General features: G+C 73.1%; 15 protein-coding genes. 11 read left to right on the top strand and 4 right to left on the bottom strand.

The window, feature by feature from the left end; translation table 11 throughout:
- The first annotated feature begins 5 nt into the window (after positions 1 to 5).
- The 3 genes from FKD65_RS10190 to FKD65_RS10180 all read left to right on the top strand — a co-directional run bounded on the left by FKD65_RS10190 (position 6) and on the right by FKD65_RS10180 (position 2,238).
- Complete coding sequence (locus tag FKD65_RS10190; RefSeq protein WP_205718620.1) at positions 6 to 1,091, top strand: TrkA family potassium uptake protein; 1,086 nt, start codon at positions 6 to 8, stop codon at positions 1,089 to 1,091.
- Between the two features lie 78 nt (positions 1,092 to 1,169).
- A complete protein-coding gene (locus FKD65_RS10185) occupies positions 1,170 to 1,490 on the top strand; it encodes a hypothetical protein (protein WP_141577220.1) in 321 nt (106 codons plus the stop codon).
- 10 nt (positions 1,491 to 1,500) lie between these two features.
- Complete coding sequence (locus FKD65_RS10180; protein WP_141577219.1) at positions 1,501 to 2,238, top strand: hypothetical protein; 738 nt, start codon at positions 1,501 to 1,503, stop codon at positions 2,236 to 2,238.
- Positions 2,239 to 2,387: 149 nt separating this feature from the next.
- On the opposite strand, the gene panB is transcribed toward FKD65_RS10180, so the two are convergent.
- Positions 2,388 to 3,239, bottom strand: a complete 852-nt coding sequence (gene panB / locus FKD65_RS10175; RefSeq protein WP_141577218.1) for a 3-methyl-2-oxobutanoate hydroxymethyltransferase — start codon at positions 3,237 to 3,239, stop codon at positions 2,388 to 2,390.
- 152 nt (positions 3,240 to 3,391) lie between these two features.
- Between panB and FKD65_RS10170 the strand changes: the two genes are divergently transcribed.
- The 3 genes from FKD65_RS10170 (at position 3,392) to FKD65_RS10160 (ending at position 7,831) form a co-directional block, all read left to right on the top strand.
- A complete protein-coding gene (locus FKD65_RS10170) occupies positions 3,392 to 4,954 on the top strand; it encodes an MFS transporter (RefSeq protein ID WP_141577217.1) in 1,563 nt (520 codons plus the stop codon).
- 29 nt (positions 4,955 to 4,983) lie between these two features.
- A complete protein-coding gene (locus tag FKD65_RS10165) occupies positions 4,984 to 5,613 on the top strand; it encodes a TetR/AcrR family transcriptional regulator (protein ID WP_141577216.1) in 630 nt (209 codons plus the stop codon).
- An 85-nt stretch (positions 5,614 to 5,698) separates the two neighbouring features.
- Positions 5,699 to 7,831, top strand: coding sequence for a SpoIIE family protein phosphatase (locus tag FKD65_RS10160; RefSeq protein WP_240810063.1), 2,133 nt, complete (start codon positions 5,699 to 5,701; stop codon positions 7,829 to 7,831).
- A 447-nt stretch (positions 7,832 to 8,278) separates the two neighbouring features.
- On the opposite strand, the gene FKD65_RS10155 is transcribed toward FKD65_RS10160, so the two are convergent.
- Both FKD65_RS10155 and FKD65_RS10150 read right to left on the bottom strand, forming a co-directional pair.
- Positions 8,279 to 10,060: an NAD+ synthase gene (locus FKD65_RS10155; RefSeq protein ID WP_141577215.1), complete on the bottom strand. Its 1,782-nt coding sequence runs from the start codon at positions 10,058 to 10,060 to the stop codon at positions 8,279 to 8,281.
- Between the two features lie 32 nt (positions 10,061 to 10,092).
- Positions 10,093 to 11,352, bottom strand: a complete 1,260-nt coding sequence (locus tag FKD65_RS10150; protein ID WP_368367241.1) for an MDR family MFS transporter — start codon at positions 11,350 to 11,352, stop codon at positions 10,093 to 10,095.
- 55 nt (positions 11,353 to 11,407) lie between these two features.
- Between FKD65_RS10150 and FKD65_RS10145 the strand changes: the two genes are divergently transcribed.
- Entirely contained in the window at positions 11,408 to 12,433 is a 1,026-nt protein-coding gene (locus tag FKD65_RS10145) for a DUF5937 family protein (RefSeq protein ID WP_141577214.1), read from the top strand.
- Here FKD65_RS10145 and FKD65_RS10140 read toward each other — a convergent pair.
- Entirely contained in the window at positions 12,373 to 13,392 is a 1,020-nt protein-coding gene (locus tag FKD65_RS10140; protein ID WP_141577213.1) for a terpene synthase family protein, read from the bottom strand. The genes FKD65_RS10145 and FKD65_RS10140 overlap by 61 nt on opposite strands.
- 170 nt (positions 13,393 to 13,562) lie before the next feature.
- Between FKD65_RS10140 and FKD65_RS10135 the strand changes: the two genes are divergently transcribed.
- The 4 genes from FKD65_RS10135 (at position 13,563) to glnA (ending at position 17,521) form a co-directional block, all read left to right on the top strand.
- On the top strand, positions 13,563 to 14,387 hold the full coding sequence (locus FKD65_RS10135; RefSeq protein ID WP_141577212.1) for an ABC transporter substrate-binding protein: 825 nt from the start codon (positions 13,563 to 13,565) through the stop codon (positions 14,385 to 14,387).
- Positions 14,345 to 15,211 (top strand): amino acid ABC transporter permease, encoded by an 867-nt coding sequence (locus FKD65_RS10130; protein ID WP_141577211.1) that lies wholly within the window; start codon positions 14,345 to 14,347, stop codon positions 15,209 to 15,211. The genes FKD65_RS10135 and FKD65_RS10130 overlap by 43 nt, the downstream gene beginning before the upstream one ends.
- Positions 15,208 to 16,035 (top strand): amino acid ABC transporter ATP-binding protein, encoded by an 828-nt coding sequence (locus tag FKD65_RS10125; RefSeq protein WP_141577210.1) that lies wholly within the window; start codon positions 15,208 to 15,210, stop codon positions 16,033 to 16,035. The genes FKD65_RS10130 and FKD65_RS10125 overlap by 4 nt, the downstream gene beginning before the upstream one ends.
- Before the next feature lie 124 nt (positions 16,036 to 16,159).
- Positions 16,160 to 17,521, top strand: a complete 1,362-nt coding sequence (gene glnA, locus FKD65_RS10120) for a type I glutamate--ammonia ligase (protein WP_141577209.1) — start codon at positions 16,160 to 16,162, stop codon at positions 17,519 to 17,521.
- The last annotated feature ends 10 nt before the right edge of the window (positions 17,522 to 17,531 follow it).

Here is a 17,531-nt window from a genome sequence, read left to right as displayed (position 1 = left end):
CCGGGATGAACGGTCGGGACGCCGCGCAGCGGCCCTTCGTGATGCTGCCGTCGGCCAAGGCGGGGCCGCTCCGCGCGGTGGCGAGGCGGATCCTGCTGGCGCTCTTCCTGCTCCTGTCGGTGGTGGCCGCCGTCTACGCCGACCGCGGCGGGTACCGCGACAGCGGCGACGGGCGGCTGTCCCTGCTCGACGCCTTCTACTACGCCTCGGTGACCGTGTCCACGACCGGGTACGGCGACATCACGCCGGTCAGCGACGCCGCGAGGCTCGTCAACATCGTCTTCATCACGCCCGTGCGCGTGCTGTTCCTCATCGTCCTCGTGGGCACGACCCTCGAGGTGCTGGCGGAGCGCACCCGCGACGACTGGCGCAAATCCCGCTGGAGGGCACGCGTGCGCGACCACGTGGTGGTGGCCGGTTACGGAACGAAGGGCCGCAGCGCCATCCGGACCCTGCTGAGCACCGGGGTGCCGCCCGAGTCGATCGTGGTCGTGGACCCGGACCCGCGGGTGGTGGCCGAGGCCGCCGAGGCGGGCTTCGCCGGGATCGTCGGGGACGCGACCCGCAGTTCGGTGCTCAGGCAGGCGTCGGTCCACCGCGCGAGCGAGATCGTGGTGGCGAGCGCCCGCGACGACACCGCGGTCCTGATCACCCTGACCGCCCGCCAGCTCAACCCGCGCGCCGGCATCCAGGCCGCGGTCCGCGAGTCGGAGAACGTCCCGCTGCTGCGCCAGTCGGGCGCCGACCACGTGGTGACCTCGTCGGAGGCGGCGGGACGGCTGCTCGGGGTCTCCACCACGCAGCCGAACGTCAGCGAGGTCATCGAGGACCTGCTGGACCAGGGGAGCGGCCTCGACCTCGTGGAGCGCGAGGTCCTCCCGGACGAGGTGGGCGGCCCGCTCAGGGCGGTCGGCGACCCCGCGCTCGCGGTGGTCCGCGGCGGCCGGCTGCTGCCGTTCGACCACGCGGGCTGCGCCGCCCTCGAACCCGGCGACCTGCTGATCGTGGCGCGGTCCTCCGCCCCGCGCGGCCGTCCGACCGGCCAGGACGGGACCGCCGCCCCCGGCGGCCCGGGGGAGCGGACTTCCTGACGCGGACGGGAGCGGTTTCGCCCCGCGCCGCGTCCTACTCCTGACGTACCATCGGCAGTGGCGACAGGCAGGGTGGAGATGAGAGAGAACCGGTCGGCAGACCCGTGGAGCGCGTTCCTGGCCCCTTCCGGGCGGAACGACGGGGTGCGGCCGCCGGGGGCGTCCCCCGCCGGCGAGGCCGGCATCGCGGGGTACATCGAGCCGGGCGCGGAGGACGCGTGCCGCCGCGTGCTGGCGCAGCTGCGGGCGGCCGGGGGCCCGATGTCGCTGGAGCAGATCCACCACGCGACCCGGCTCGGGCTGCTGGAGGTCGCGGACGCCGTCGACGCGCTGCGCGAGCGCGGCATGGTCGCGGTGGAGCGCGAGATCGACGAGGTCGTCCGGCTGACCGGCGAGTGACCGCGGCCCGATGATCGGATACGTCGTCGCCGTCTCGCTGAGCTGCCTCGTCGGCGTCGCCGAGCTGGTCAGCCGGTACCGCGACCGCCCCACCACGCTGGTCCGGGTGCCGAGCACCTGGGCGTACGTGCTGATCAACGGGGGAGCGGGCGCGGGCTCGCTGCTGCTCCTGCACACCTTCGACTGGCGGTTCGGCGTCCAGTCGGCGCACGTCGCGGAGGCGACGCAGGTGCTCGTGGCGAGCCTCGGCTCGATGATGGTGTTCCGCAGCGCGGTGTTCACCGTCCGGGTCGGCGACGAGGACGTCGCGGTCGGGCCGAGCACGCTGCTGACCTCGCTGCTGGCCGCCGCCGACCGGGGCGTCGACCGGATGCAGGCCAAGACCCGCGCGCACGAGGCGGGCGAGATCATGCGGGGCGTCTCGTTCGCCAAGTCCCGGCTGGCGCTGCCGACGTACTGCCTCGCCCTGCTGCAGAACGTGCCCGCCGAGGACCAGGCCGACCTGCGCACGGCCGTGGACGCCCTCGCCGGCAGCGAGATGACCGACGGGCAGATGGCCCTCAACCTGGGGCTGCTGCTGATGAACGTCGCCGGCCCCGACGTGCTGCGCTCCGCGGTCGACACGCTCCGCGACGAGATCACGACCGGCGAGGAGCCCCCGCGCCGCGTCCCGCCGCCGCGCGACGGCCAGGCCCACGAGGGCGGCCGGGCGCGGCCCGAGACGGTCCGCTCGGACCCCGACCAGTAACGAACGTCACACGGCACCGGGACGTCGTACGGCCCCGGCGCAGGGCGCCGGGAACGACACACGGCCGCGCCGGGAACGACACACGGCCGCGCCGGGGACGGCGCGGCCGTGCGGGGGTGGGCCCGGTCGTCGCGGGGGTTCCGCGCGGGCTAGTGGTAGGTGTGCTCCGGCGCCGGGAAGGTGCCGCTGACGACCTCGTCGGCGTAGGCGCGGGCGGCCTCGCCGAGCAGGGTGTTCATGTCGGCGAACTTCTTGACGAACTTCGCGGTGCGCGGGGTGAGGCCGGCCATGTCCTGCCAGACGAGGACCTGCGCGTCGGTCTGGCCGCCGCCGCCGATGCCGATCGTCGGGATGGACAGCGACGCGGTGACGCGGGCGGCGAGGTCCTCGGGGACGCATTCGAGGACCACGGAGAACGCGCCCGCGGCCTCCAGGGCCTTGGCGTCGGCCATCAGCTCGTCGCCGTCCTGGCCGCGGCCCTGCACCCGGTAGCCGCCGAAGGCGTTCACCGACTGCGGGGTGAGGCCGAGGTGGCCCATCACCGGGATGCCGGCCGCCACCATCGCCTCGGCCTGCGGGAGGACCCGGCGCCCGCCCTCCAGCTTCACGGCGTGGGCGCCGGTCTCCTTGAGGAACCGGGTGGCGGTCGTCAGTGCCTCGGCGACGCCCGTCTGGTACGAGCCGAACGGCAGGTCGGCGACGACCATGGCGCGCTTGGAACCGCGGACGACGGCCGCGGTGAGCGGGATCAGGTCGTCCACCGTGACGGGGATGGTCGAGTCGTAGCCGTAGACGACCATCGCGGCGGAGTCGCCGACGAGCAGCACGGGGATGCCGGCCTCGTCGAAGATCCGCGCGGTGAGCGCGTCGTACGCGGTGAGCATCGGCCACTTCTCGTGCCGCTCCTTGGCCGCGGCGATGTCGCGTACGGTCACCCTGCGCCCGCTCGTACCGCCGTAGAGTGCGGTCGGCTGCGCCGGTGATGCGACGGAAGAAGACATGCAGTACCTCCGCTGGTCTTGAGGCGCCACTGTGGCGTACCCAGACGCAATCGATGGTGCCACCTGACCGGCGATTCGGATACCCCTCCCCATTTCGAAAATTCTTCGCCGGATCGGGAAGAGATTCCGAAACGATACCGTTGCGTATCGACATGGACCCCCAGACGATCCAGCGCCGCCGGTGGTACATCCTCGGCGTCCTGACCATGAGCCTGCTGGTGGTGGTGCTCGACAACACCATCCTCAACGTCGCGCTCAAGACCATCGCCGACCCGGACAAGGGCCTCGGCGCCACCCAGAGCCAGCTCGAGTGGGCGATCAACTCCTACACGCTCGTCTTCGCGGGCCTGCTGTTCACCTTCGGGGTGCTCGGCGACCGGATCGGCCGCAAGCGCGTGCTCGTCGGCGGCATGGCGGTGTTCGCCCTCGCCTCGCTGGCCTCGGCCTACGCCCAGTCGCCCGAGCAGCTCATCTACGCCCGCGCCCTGATGGGCCTCGGCGGCGCCGCGGTCATGCCGCAGACGCTGTCGATCATCACCAACGTCTTCGAGCCGCACGAGCGCGCCCGCGCCATCGGCATCTGGGCCGGCGCGGTCGGCCTCGGCGTCGCCATCGGCCCGCTCACCGGCGGCCTGCTGCTCGCCCACTTCTGGTGGGGCTCGGTCTTCCTCATCAACGTGCCGGTCATCGCGGCCGGCGTCCTCCTGATGGCGTTCCTGGTGCCCGAGTCGCGCAACCCCGCCCCCGGCCGGCTCGACCCGGTCGGCGTGGTGCTGTCGGTCATCGGCCTGGTCGTCCTGTCGTACGGGATCATCCAGGGCGGCGAGAAGGGCGACTGGCTCCAGTTCCCCGTGCTCGGCCCGATCCTCGCCGGCGCCGCGTTCCTCGCGCTGTTCGTGTGGCACGAGGCCCGCACCGCGTCCCCCGCGTTCGACGTCCGGCTGTTCAAGGACGCGCGGATGTCGGCCGCCGTCGCGTCCATCGCGCTGTGCTTCTTCGCGGCGACCGGCGTGTTCTTCTTCGCCAACTTCTACATGCAGTCGGTGCGCGGCCTGACGCCGCTGCAGTCCGGCGCCATGGTGCTGCCCTTCGCGGTCGCGCAGCTCGCCTTCGCCCCGCGCAGCGCCGCGATGGTCCGCCGGTTCGGCGCCAAGGCGGTCTGCACGGCCGGGCTGCTGCTGGTCAGCGTCGCGCTCGCGAGCTACCAGTTCGTCGGCGTCCACACCTCCATGTGGATCCTCGGCGCGATCTTCTTCGTGCAGGGCGTCGGGATGGCCAACGTGATGCCGCCCGCAACCGAGTCGGTCATGTCGGCGCTGCCGCGCGAGAAGGCCGGCGCCGGATCGGCCATCAACAACACCGCCCGCCAGGTCGCGGTCGCGATGGGCGTGGCCGTGCTCGGCTCCGTCGTCGCCTCGGTCTACCGCGGCGACCTGCGCGACGAGCTCGCCGCGCTGCCCGCGGGCGCGCGGGAGGCCGCGGCCGAGTCGATCGAGGGCGCGCACGCCGTCGCCGCCGGGATGGGCCCCGCCGGCCAGGGCCTGGTCGGCCCCGCCGACGCCGCGTTCGTGCACGCCATGCACGCCGCCTCCGTCGCCGCCGCCGTGATCTCCTTCGTCGGCGCCCTGGTCGTGCTGAAGTGGATGCCGGGACGCGGCGCCGCCTCGCCCGCCCCGGCACCGGCCGAGCGGCGGCCGGAGAAGGCCGCCGTGTGACGCGGCCGGTGTGGCAGGGTGAGGGGATCATGACCGGGACCGAGCGGCGGCACGCGGGGCGGCCTCGCAGCGAGCGCGCCGACAAGGCCATCGTCGAGGCCACCCTGGACCTGCTGGCCGAGGAGTCGGGGGTGGCGGGCGTGTCCATCGAGGCGGTGGCCGCCCGCGCCGGCGTCGGCAAGACGACCATCTACCGGCGGTGGCCCAGCAAGGAGGCGCTGATCGTGCACGCGCTCGGCGCGGTCAAGGAGCCGCTGCCCGAGCCGTCCGGCGCCACCGCCCGCGACGAACTCGCCGAGATCGCGCGGCGCCTCGCGGGCGACCGGCACCGCCGCTACTCCCGGTGCTTCTGGAACGTCGTCGGCGGCGCGGAGAAGCACCCCGAGCTGTACGCCCGCTACCTGCAGGACGTCATCGAGCCGCGGCGCGACGTCGTCCGCAGGGTGATCCAGCGCGGGGTCGACTCGGGGGAGCTGCGCGCCGGCCTCGACGTGGAGGTCGCGATGTCGCTGCTGCTCGGCTCGCTGACCGGGAAGAGGCCGCAGGAGACCTTCCCCGAGGGGTACGCGGAGGCGGTCGTCGACACCCTCATCGGCGGCATCGGGAGCCCCCGGGCACGCCGACCGGAAGCGGACGAGGAGCCGTTTTCGGCGCGGTAAGCGCGATCTTCTCCCCTGAGCGGCGCGTCATGCCCCATACTGTCGCTGGGTAGTGGTGAGACGACCGGCTGTCTGGAGCGCGTAGGTGAGATCCGTCATGGCGCCGCGCGGCGATGCGCCCGCCACCGATTCGGCGTCCCGGACCCTTGTCCTGGGCATCGACGGTGCCCGGCACATCGTGCAGTGCGGCCCCAACGCCAAGGCCGTCCTCGGCCGTCCCCCCGAGGAACTGATCGGCCGCCCGGCCACCGACCTGGTCGGCGACGAGGCGAAGGCCGAGCTCGAGACGCTGCTCGAGGCCAACGACGCCGGCCAGGAGCGCAACGGCGTGATGGGCGTGCTGCGCGGCGACGGCGGCCCGCCCGCCGACGCCCTGGTCACGGTGCAGCCGATGCTCGGCGGCGGCCCGGGCGCCGGGCCCGCCGCGCTGCTGTTCGTCCGGGTCGAGCTGCCGCCGAGCGAGCGCTACCAGGACCCGGCCCTCATGCGCCGCGCCCTGATGGACGACCCGCTCACCCGGTTCGGGGCGACCCTCGACCTCGACCAGTCCGCCCGCGGCCTCGTCGACGTCGTCGTGCCGCACTTCTGCAACGTCGCGTCCGTGCTGGTGCTGGAGAGCCTGGTCGCCGCCGACGAGGTGCACGCCGAGTCCGGCTCGGCGGTGCTGCGCCGCATCGCGGTCACCTCCGACGACGGCAACCCGGCGTGGACGTCCACGTTCCCCGTCGGCGAGGTGCTCGTCTTCCCCGAGGGCACCCCGTACCGGCAGGTGATGGAGACCGCCCGGCCCGTCCACCTCCCGCACATCACCCTGGACGCCGCGAGCGAGATAGGCCGCCTGTGGCGGCGCGGCCCGGCGGGCGAGCTGCTGTCCGACGTCTCGATGGTGCTCCTGCCGATGATCGCCCGCGACACGCTGCTCGGCTTCATCGCCTGCACCCGCATCCCCGGGTTCCGCAAGTTCGACGCCTACGACGTCGAGATCGGCATGGAGTTCGCCGCCCGCGCCGCCATCGTCATCGACAACGCCCGGCTCTACAGCCGCGAGCGGGCCACCGCGCTCGCCCTGCAGCGCAGCCTGCTGCCGATGCGGCTGTCCGCGCCGTCCTCGGTCGAGGTCCGGCACCGCTACCTGCCGGGCAGCAAGCTCGTCGAGGTCGGCGGCGACTGGTACGAGTCGATCGCGCTGCCCGGCGCCCGCGTCGCCCTGATCGTCGGGGACGTGGCGGGGCACGGCGTCCGCGCCGCCGTCACCATGGGCCGGCTGCGCACCGCCCTGCACACGCTCGCGAACCTGGAGCTGCCGCCCGCCGACGCCCTGCACGTCATGCACGAGCTGATGATCGAGCTGGGCGAGCAGGAGCCGCACTTCGCCACCTGCGTGTACGCGGTGTACGACGCGACCACCGGCACCATCGAGATCGCCTCGGCCGGGCACCTGCCGCCGCTGCTGGCGAACCCCAGCGGCGACAACGAGTACCTGAAGGTCCCGCCCGCCCCGCCGCTCGGCGTCGCGGGCGGCGCCGCCATCGAGAGCCGCGAGTTCACCGTCGAGGACGGCAGCCTCTTCGTGATCTACACCGACGGCCTCGTCGAGAACCGGGGCCGCGACATCGACGACGGCCTCGCCCGCCTCCAGAAGATCTTCGGCCGCGACTCGGTCGACCGCTCCATGGAGGACCTCGCCAAGACCACCCTCGCGGGCGTCTACGCCGACCAGCACCGCGACGACATCGCCGTCCTGATCGCCCGGCTGCGCCGCCTCCCCCCGGACCGCTACTCCTCCTGGACGCTGCCCGCCGACCCGGCCGCCGTCCGCCGCGCCCGCGGCCTCGTCCGCGCCCGCCTGGCGGAATGGGGCCTGGAGGACCTCGACTACACCACCGAGCTGCTGGCGTCCGAGCTCATCACCAACGCGCTCCGCTACGCCCCCGGCGCGATCGAGCTGCGCCTCCTGCTGGAGCGCACCCTCGTCCTGGAGGTCCTGGACCGCTCGGCCGCCCTGCCGCGCCTCCGCCGCGCCGAGGACGACGACGAGAACGGCCGCGGCCTGCTGGTCGTCAGCCAGCTGGCCCACCGCTGGGGCAGCCGCCGCACCGCCGCCGGCAAGGTCGTCTGGTGCGAGCAGATCGTCCCCGGCGTGGACCCCGACGCCTCAGAACAGGTCCCCGCCTGGCCCGAGGAAGCCTGGCCAGGCCAACTCCACCACAGGGAGTAAAGGGGGGCTGTGTCTTCCCAGGGGGGCGACCCCCTGGAACCCCCGTCACGAGCCGGGCGATCCTCACGCCACGGTTTTGGTTCTTGTGCCCGTGCGGGTTGGTGCGTGGCGCTGCGGTCGCCCGGCTCGGCGGGTCGGGCGACCTCCAGGCGCTTAGAGCGCCTTCCGGCCGCCCAACCCGCACTGTCGCCCAGGTCTACTCCAAGAGCGTGACGGGGTGGCACGTCCAAGAGCGTTGGGCGTGGACGGTCCACACCCTCTTGGACTTGGTGCTCAGCCGGGGTGCGGGCAGGCGCGTGGAGCGAGTGCAGCGAGCGCAACGCGCATGCCCGCCGACGCAGGCGACCGCAGCGACGCCACACGAACCGCAACAGGCACGGAGACCGTAACGGCGGCGTGAGGATCGCCTGCGTCGCAACGGGGGTTCCAGGGGGTCGCCCCCCTGGGCTAGGACTGCTCTTTCCAGCGGTTGGTTATGGGGAGGCGGCGGTCGCGGCCGAAGTTCTTCGGGGTGATCTTGGGGCCGGGCGGGTACTGGCGGCGCTTGTACTCGGCGATGTCGACGAGGCGGATGGCGCGTTCGACCAGGTCCGGGTCGTGGCCGGCGGCGACGAGGGCGTCGCGGCCCATGTCGCGCTCGACGTAGTCGGTCAGGATCGGGTCGAGGAGGGCGTACTCGGGGAGGCTGTCGCGGTCGCGCTGGTCCGGGCGCAGTTCGGCGGACGGCTCCTTGACGATGATCGCCTCGGGGATGGGCTCCTGCTCGAACGGGTGCAGGAGCGGCGAGTCCGCGCCCACCTGGGCGTTGCGCCAGCGTGCGAGGTCCCAGACGGTGAGTTTGAAGACGTCCTTGATGGGGCCGAACCCGCCCGCGGAGTCGCCGTAGAGGGTGGAGTAGCCGGTGGCCAGCTCGCTCTTGTTGCCGCCGGTGAGCACGAGGTGGCCGTCCTCGTTGGACAGGGCCATCCAGACGTTGGCGCGGATGCGGGCCTGGAGGTTCTCCTCGGCCAGGCCGTGCAGGTCGAGCTGCTCCTCGAACGCCTCGACCATGCCGGCGATGGGGACGATGCGCGAGTTGATCCCCTGCCGCTTCACGAGCTCCTCGGCGTCCACGACGGAGCCCTCCGAGGAGTAGCGGCTCGGCAGCAGGACGGCGTGCACGTTCTCCGGGCCGATCGCGTCGGAGGCGATGGTGGCGACGAGGGCGGAGTCGATGCCGCCGGACAGGCCGAGGACGACCGTGCGGAAGCCGTTCTTGCGGATGTAGTCGCGGGTGCCGAGGACGAGCGCCGCGTACACCTCGGCGAGGTCCTCCAGGGGCCGCGCGACCGCCGGCTGCTCCGCGGGGTACGCGGGCAGCGGGTCGGCGGACAGGACGTGCCGGTCGATCGTGATCGTGGTGCCGTCCTGGGCGTCGACGCGGGCGGGGCCCTCGTCCGCGGCCGGGCCGGCGGCGGGCAGGTCGAGGTCGGCGACGAGGAGGTGCTCGACGAACTGGGGGGCGCGGGCGAGGGGGGAGCCGTCCGGGCCGACGATGACCGAGTCGCCGTCGAAGACGAGCTCGTCCTGGCCGCCGACCAGGTTGACGTAGGCGAGCGCGCAGCCGGCCTCGCGGGCGCGGTCGGCGCACAGTTCGAGGCGGACGTCGTCCTTGTTGCGCTCGTAGGGGGAGGCGTTGACCGACAGCAGCAGGCCCGCGCCCGTGGCGCGGGTGACGCCGACCGGGCCGCCGTCCTGCCAGAGGTCCTCGCAGATGACGGTGGCGACGTCCACGCCGTGCACCCGGACGACGGGCAGCCGGTCGCCGCGGGCGAAGATCCGGTACTCGTCGAACACGCCGTAGTTGGGCAGGTGGTGCTTGGCGGAGCGGACGAGCACCTCGCCGCCGTGCAGCCACGCGGCGGCGTTCAGCGGCAGCCCGGGCCGCCCGGCCCGGGTCCCGGTCGCCGGGGCGTCGAGGTAGCCGGTCACGACGGGCAGATCGCCGAGGCCCTCGTCGGCGAGGCGGCGGGCCAGGCGTTCGAGGACGTCGCGGGACGCCTCGACGAAGGACGCGCGCAGCGCGAGGTCCTCCACGGGATAGCCGGTCAGCATCATCTCCGGGAACGCGACGAGGTGCGCGCCGGCCTCGGCGGCGCGGCGCGTCCACGCCACTATCCGGTCGGCGTTGCCGTCCAGGTCGCCTACGGTCGAGTTCACCTGCGCGAGCGCGAGCCTTAGTTGTGCCACGGTCCAAGGGTAGAACGCCGGACCCGGTTTCGTCACTTTGACGAGAAGTGGGCGTCGAGCACGGCGGCCCGCCGCCGCCGGATCGCGGGGCCCAGGGCGAGCTGCGCCGCGGCGGCCGCCAGGGCGAGACCCGCGCAGGTCAGCCACAGTGCGGGCGCCCCTCCGGCGCCCAGCAGCTGGGTGCCGCCGAGCGGCGCCAGCAGGAAGCCGCCCGACCACGCCATCCCGTACAGGCCGCCGTACCGGCCGCGCAGCCGCGCGGGCGCGAGGTCGGCGACCACGGCCTGCAGGACGGACGCCGCGGTGATCTCCCCGAGCGTCCACACCAGGATCGTCGCGGTGTAGGCCTGCACGGAGGAGGCGAGCGAGGTGAGCCCGTAGCCGGCCCCGACCAGCACGAACCCCGCCACGAGCACGAGGCTGTGGTCGCGCCGGGCCAGCCACGCGTTCACCAGCGGCTGGACGATGATGATCAGCACGCCGTTGGCGGCGATCGCCAGGCCGTAGGAGCGCGGGCCGAGCCCGTCCTCCTTCATGGCGAGCGGCATCGTCGTCATGCCCTGCATGAGCACGAACGTGTAGACGAGGGTGACCAGCACGTAGCCGACCATCACCCGGTCGCGCAGGACCCGGCCGAACCCGCCCGCCGGCGCGGCGTGGACGTCCCGCACGCGCGTCTCCGGGACGGCCCGCCACACGAGGAGCCCGAACGCCGCGCAGGTGAGGGCGTCGATCCAGAACAGCCAGAGGAAGCCCTCCTGCGCGAGCGTCCCGCCGAGCACCATGGCGACCGCCCAGCCGAGGTTGACCGCCCAGAACAGCAGTCCGAAGGCGCGCGGGCGGTCGGCGGGGGAGATGATGTCGGCCACCATCGCCTGCGCGGCGGGCCGGTACATGTCCAGCAGGAGGCCGAGGACCAGCGCCGTCGCGAGGATGGCGGGCAGGCCCTGGGCGTAGCCGAGCGCGAGCATGGCCGCGCCGGTGCCGACGGTCGCGAACGTCAGCGTCACGCGGCGGCCGAGGCGGTCGGCGAGCGCGCCGCCCGCCAGCTGCCCGGCGAGCGACCCCGCGCCCAGCACGGCCATCGCCACCCCGGCCTGGGCGAGCGACAGCCCGCGCACGGTCGTCAGGTACAGGCCGAGGAAAGGCTCGACCATGGTCCCGAGGCGGTTGAGCAGGGTGCCCGCCCACAGCACCCAGAACGGCCGGGGGAGGCCGCCGACCCGGGGCGCCAGGAACGCCGCGAACCTGCCGGGAGCGGGACCGGCGGGAGTCTCTTCCAGAGTGGTCACTTTCCCGATGGTGGTGGCCTCGCGCGCGCCGAGACATTTATTTAGTCTGGGCTAAATGATCGAGTTCCTCCTCGCGCCGGACGACGTGGCGCGGGTGCGGTTCGCGTTCTCGCCGCTGTGGGAGCTGGTGCGCAGCGTGCGGGTGCTCGCCGACCCGTCCGGCCACGCGCTCCACCTGCCCTGGGTGCGCCGGGTCCGGCCCCGCCTGCGCGGGCTCGGCGTCGAGCCGCTGCTCGAGGTCGTCTCGGCCGCCGGGTACATCCCCGACTTCCTCACCCCGCCTCCGGACACGCCGCTGCCCGACCTCGGCGCGGAGCTCGCGACCGTGCGCGCCGCCCCGCCCGAGGTCGTCGCCGCGGAGCTGAGCTGGGCCGGGCCCGGCCGTCCGCTCGCTCCCGCCCGCCGCGCCATGGCCGCCGATCCGGTCCGCGCCCTGGAGACGCTCGCCGACCTCCTCGAGAGGTACTGGGAGGCCGCCGTGGAGCCGTTCTGGCCGCGCGTCCGCGACCTCCTGGAGGGGGACGTCCTGCGCCGCAGCGGAGCGCTGGCAGCCGAGGGCGCGGCGGGCGTGTTCGCCGACCTGCACGAGGCCGTCTCCTGGCGCGCCGGGACGCTCACCGTCGACCGCCCCTGGGACTTCCGCGGAGAGCTGGCCGGGCGCGGGATCCTTCTCGTCCCGAGCGCGTTCGTGTGGCCGCAGGTCTCGGTGATGGTGCCCCCCTACCAGCCGATGCTCAGCTACCCGCCGCGCGGCGTCGCGACGCTGTGGGAGACCGGCCCGGCGGAGGGGCCGCGCGCGGGCGCCCTGGCCGCGCTGATGGGACGCCGCCGCGCCGAGCTGCTCACGGCGCTCGCCACGCCCGCCTCCACCACCGACCTCGCGAGGCGGACGGGGGTGACCGCGGGGGCCGTCAGCCAGCACCTCGGCGTGCTGCGCGCCTGCGGCCTCGTCACGGGGCACCGCATGGGCCGCCGGGTCCTGTACGTTCGCACGCCGGCCGGGGACGCCCTCGCCGGCGCTCAGCGCAGCGACGCGAGCGCGTCCAGGCGCGGAGGCGCGGGGGAGGCGTCCGGTCCGTAGCGGCCGGACTCGGCGAGCCAGTCCATGTGCGCGCGCGGCGTGTCCAGCAGGACCTTGACGACCTGCGCGGCGGCGGAGCGCTGCGCGACCGTGAGGTCCAGCCGGTCGAGCATCTCCGGCAGCCTGCGCGCCGCCGACCACGCCTCCTCCAGCCGGTCGGCGATCCGGTCGGCCACCAGGGCGGCCGCCCGCGCCTCGTCCAGCCCGCGCGCCCTGGCGAGGACGGCGGGCAGGTCGTGGAAGTCGCCGCGCTCGGCCTCCAGATCGTGCGAGGCGAGGTCGTTGGCCCAGGCGAGCACGTCGGCGACGCCGTCGGCGAGGGTCTTCCAGGCGGGCGTGCGCAGCAGCCGCGCGGGCAGCTCGACGCCGAGGACGACTTCGATCAGGTCGAACAGGAACGGCCCGCACGCGCGGCGGCGCAGCGCCGGGTACTCCGCCTCGGTCGGGACGTGCCCGATCCGCCGGTTCACCGCCTCCTCGGCGCAGCCGTCGCGGTGCGCCTCCAGGTGCAGCATGAACCGGCGGCGCCAGTCGCGGCTCATCCCCTTGGACGTGGCCTGCCACAGCTCCACCAGCGCCGCCTCCAGCGGGCGGGCGCCGGGCCGGGCGTGGCCGCGCCGCATCGCGCGCAGCAGGTCGTCGCAGAGCGCGTGCACGGCGCTGCCGCTGTCGGCGAGCGGCGGGTGGTCCAGCGTGTCGTCCAGGGCCAGCGCCCAGGTGAGCCAGCGGGCGAACAGGTCCACGGCGGCGAGGTCGGCGGACGGCAGGACGCGGGCGGCGAGCCGCTCGCAGCGCGCCCGGCCGAGCGGGGAGGTGTCGGGATCCCCGAGCACCAGGCCGCGGCCGCGGGCCCAGGCCTCCACCTGCGCGCACAGCTGCCACGACTCCGGATGCATGGCCGACGGGGTGGCCAGGGCGCTCACCCGGTCGGTCATCGAGAGAAGAAGTGAGATGTCCACGACAGCGCCCACGCTAACGATCACCGCCGCGGCCGCCGATGATCGCCACGTCAATTTCCGGGAAACGGATATCCGGGGACGGTCACGGGCGAGTCAGCCCCGCCCCTGCCGCCCACCCGGGCGGCCGTGCGATAGTGCGGGGATCCGAAGACAGATGATCAGGAGGAAACGTGTCGAGACGGACGACACTCGGGGCGCTCGGCGCGGGGCTCGCGGCCCTGGCGCTGACGGCCTCGGCGTGCGGCGGCGACGAGGGCGCGACGGTGCAGGGCGTGAAGCTCATCGAGAAGGGCGCGCTCACCTCGTGCACGCACCTGCCCTACCCGCCCTTCCAGTCGGAGGACAAGAAGAGCGGCAAGGTCGTCGGCTTCGACGTCGAGCTCATCGACCTCGTCGCCAAGCGGCTCGGCGTCACCCAGAAGATCGTGGACACCCCGTTCGAGACGATGAAGACGGGCTCGGCGCTGAACGCCGGCAAGTGCGACATCCAGATGGGCGGCATGACGATCAAGCCCGACCGGGTGAAGTTCATGGACGTCTCCTCCCCCTACTTCGACGCCACGCAGTCGCTGATGGCGAAGAAGGGCAGCGGGATCACCTCCCTCGACGACGTCAAGGCCAAGAAGCTGAAGCTCGGCTCGCAGGCGAGCACCACCGGTGAGGACTTCGTCAAGGGCAAGGGCTTCGACCCCCGCTCGTTCGACAACTCCAACGCCGAGCTGGACGGCCTGCGCACCGGCCAGGTGGACGTGATCGTGCAGGACGACCCGGTCGTCAAGGGCTGGCTGAAGGACCCGGCGAACTCCGCCTTCGAGATCGCCGCGAACCTCAACACCGGCGAGCAGTACGGGTTCTGGATGCGCAAGGGCCACAACCCCGAGTTGGTGAAGATGACGAACGACGTGATCGCCAAGGCGAAGTCGGACGGGACCTACAAGCGGATCTACGAGAAGTGGATCGGTCCAATGCCGCCGAGCGCCGGCAGCGGCTCGTGACCGCCGAGCCGGCCGGGGCGGCGGTGCCGGGCGGGCTGACCCGCCGGCGCCGCCGGCAGCTCTCCCTCGGCGGCCAGTACGGGCTCTTCGTCGTCGTCGTGGTGGTCGTCGCGGCGCTCGCGGACTGGGGCACCCTGCGGCTGAACTTCGCCAACTGGGAGGTCGCGAAAAGCCTGTTCCCCGACGTCATCACGGTCGGGCTCCGCAACACCGCCGTCTACACCGCGGTCGGGTTCGGCCTCGGCCTCGGCGGCGGGCTGGTCGTCGCCCTGATGCGGCTGTCGTCGGTCCCCCCGTACCGGTGGTTCGCCACCGCCTACATCGAGGTCTTCCGCGGCCTGCCGCTGCTGCTGATCTTCATCTTCGTGGGCGTCGGGGTGCCGCTGGCCTTCCCGGGCACCAACATCCCCGGCGGCGCCGCGGGCCAGGCGGGCCTCGCCCTCGGCCTCGCCGCCGCGTACATGGCCGAGACGATCCGGGCCGGGATCGAGGCCGTCCCGAAGGGGCAGCTGGAGGCGGCGCGGTCGCTCGGCATGTCGCACACCCGCGCGATGCGCTCGATCGTCATCCCGCAGGCGTTCCGGATCATCATCCCGCCGCTGACCAACGAGCTGGTGCTGCTCTGCAAGGACTCCTCGCTCGTGCTGTTCCTCGGCATCACCCTCGGGGAGCGGGAGCTCACCAAGTTCGGCCGCGACCTCGCCGGCCAGCAGGGCAACACCACCCCGATCATCGTGGCCGGGGTCTGCTATCTGCTCATCACGATCCCGCTGAGCCTGCTGGCCCGGCGGCTGGAGGCGCGGCAGCGCAGGGGGCGGCGATGACGAGCCTCGTCGAGGACACCGGGAGCACGGCGGCCATCGAGATCAGCGGCCTGCGCAAGTCGTTCGGGTCGAACGAGGTGCTGCGCGGCATCGACTTCCGTGTCGAGGCCGGGGAGGTCGTCTGCGTGATCGGCCCCTCCGGCTCGGGCAAGTCCACGCTGCTGCGCTGCGTCAACCTGCTGGAGGAGCCCTCCGCCGGGACGGTCCGGGTCGGCGGCGCCGAGGTCACGGGCCCCGAGGTCGACATCGACGCCGTCCGCCGCCGGATCGGCATGGTCTTCCAGGCGTTCAACCTCTTCCCGCACCTGACCGCCCTCGGCAACGTCATGATCGCCCAGCGGAAGGTGCTGAAGCGGGAGAAGGCGGAGGCCGAGCGGATCGCCAGGGAGAACCTGGAGCGGGTCGGGCTGGCCGACAAGGTCGGCGCCTACCCGGCGCAGCTGTCCGGCGGCCAGCAGCAGCGCGTGGCGATCGCCCGCGCGCTCGCGATGGGCCCAGAGGTGATGCTGTTCGACGAGCCGACGTCCGCCCTCGACCCCGAGCTGGTCGGGGACGTCCTCGGCGTCATGCGCGGGCTCGCCGAGGCGGGCATGACGATGCTCGTCGTCACCCACGAGATGAGCTTCGCCCGGGAGGTGGCCGACCGGGTGGTGTTCATGGACGGCGGCGTGGTCGTGGAGGAGGGGCCGCCCGCCCAGGTGATCGGCGATCCCGGCCACGAGCGGACGAGGACCTTCCTTTCGCGCGTCCTCGACCCGGTCGCGGCGCGGATCGAGGACGGTCCCGCGTCGGATATGTTCCGATCACCGGCCGCGGACGCGTAACGTCGCGGTAACAGCGGCCGGGCATACTGCAGGTGTGGCCGGACCGCTCAGCACGGCCGGCATGCCGGGCCCGCGTCGTCGACAACGCAGTCTCGCCGACAGGGCAGTACCGAGGGAGAGGGCATTGGACCGTCAGCAGGAGTTCGTGCTCCGCACGCTGGAGGAGCGCGACATCCGCTTCATCCGGCTGTGGTTCACCGACGTGCTCGGGTTCCTGAAGTCGGTGGCCGTCGCCCCCGCCGAACTGGAGGGCGCCTTCGGCGAGGGCATCGGCTTCGACGGATCGGCGATCGAGGGCTTCGCCCGGGTCTACGAGGCCGACATGATCGCCAAGCCGGACCCGTCCACCTTCCAGGTGCTGCCCTGGCGGTCGGAGTCCCCGGGCGTGGGCCGCATGTTCTGCGACATCCTCATGCCGGACGGGACGCCGAGCTTCGCCGACCCCCGCTACGTCCTCAAGCGGGCCCTGGCGCGGGCCGCCGACCTCGGGTTCACCTTCTACACCCACCCCGAGATCGAGTTCTTCCTCCTCAACGACAAGCCCGAGGACGGCCGCGAGCCCGAGCCGGCGGACTCGGGCGGCTACTTCGACCACACGCCGCACAGCGCCGCGCACGACTTCCGGCGCAACGCCATCACGATGCTCGAGGCGATGGGCATCTCGGTGGAGTACAGCCACCACGAGGGCGCCCCCGGCCAGCAGGAGATCGACCTCCGGTACGCCGACGCGCTCACCACCGCCGACAACATCATGACGTTCCGGCTCGTCATGAAGGAGGTCGCGCTGGAGCAGGGCGTGCACGCCTCCTTCATGCCGAAGCCGTTCACCGAGTACCCCGGCTCCGGCATGCACACCCACATGTCGCTCTTCGAGGGCGACCGCAACGCCTTCTACGAGCCCGGCGCGGAGTACAAGCTCTCCAAGGCGGGGCGGGCGTTCATCGCCGGGCTGCTGCGGCACTCCGCGGAGATCACCGCCGTGTGCAACCAGTGGGTCAACTCCTACAAGCGCCTGTGGGGCAACGTCGGCTCCGCCGCGGGCCTTGGGGGAGAGGCCCCCTCCTACATCTGCTGGGGGCACAACAACCGGTCCGCGCTGATCCGCGTCCCCATGTACAAGCCGCACAAGGGCCACTCGACCCGCATCGAGTTCCGGTCGCTGGACACTGCCGCCAACCCCTACCTGGCGTTCGCGGCGATCCTCGGCGCCGGCCTCAAGGGGATCGAGGAGGGCTACGAGCTGCCGCCGGGCGCCGAGGACGACGTCTGGGCCCTCACCGTGGCCGAGCGGCGCGCCCTCGGCATCGAGCCGCTGCCGCAGAACCTGGACGAGGCCATCCACGCGATGGAGCGCAGCGAGCTGATGGCCGACGTCCTCGGCGAGCACGTCTTCGACTTCTTCCTGCGCAACAAGCGCCAGGAGTGGGAGGACTACCGCCGCCAGGTGACCGAATTCGAGCGGAAGCGGCTGCTGGCCGTCCTCTGAGGGCCCTTAC

This window comes from Actinomadura sp. WMMA1423, assembly GCF_006547145.1.
Lineage (GTDB): Bacteria > Actinomycetota > Actinomycetes > Streptosporangiales > Streptosporangiaceae > Spirillospora.
This window is presented reverse-complemented; position numbering and strand designations above follow the sequence as displayed.

Excerpts from the sequence above, each read along its gene's own strand:
- FKD65_RS10145 (WP_141577214.1), top strand. The coding sequence starts at position 11,408 with ATGATCGAGTTCCTCCTCGCGCCGGACGACGTGGCGCGGGTGCGGTTC.
- FKD65_RS10180 (WP_141577219.1), top strand. The coding sequence starts at position 1,501 with ATGATCGGATACGTCGTCGCCGTCTCGCTGAGCTGCCTCGTCGGCGTC.
- panB (WP_141577218.1), bottom strand. The coding sequence starts at position 3,239 with ATGTCTTCTTCCGTCGCATCACCGGCGCAGCCGACCGCACTCTACGGC.
- FKD65_RS10185 (WP_141577220.1), top strand. The coding sequence starts at position 1,170 with ATGAGAGAGAACCGGTCGGCAGACCCGTGGAGCGCGTTCCTGGCCCCT.
- FKD65_RS10190 (WP_205718620.1), top strand. The coding sequence starts at position 6 with ATGAACGGTCGGGACGCCGCGCAGCGGCCCTTCGTGATGCTGCCGTCG.
- FKD65_RS10125 (WP_141577210.1), top strand. The coding sequence starts at position 15,208 with ATGACGAGCCTCGTCGAGGACACCGGGAGCACGGCGGCCATCGAGATC.
- FKD65_RS10165 (WP_141577216.1), top strand. The coding sequence starts at position 4,984 with ATGACCGGGACCGAGCGGCGGCACGCGGGGCGGCCTCGCAGCGAGCGC.
- FKD65_RS10170 (WP_141577217.1), top strand. The coding sequence starts at position 3,392 with ATGGACCCCCAGACGATCCAGCGCCGCCGGTGGTACATCCTCGGCGTC.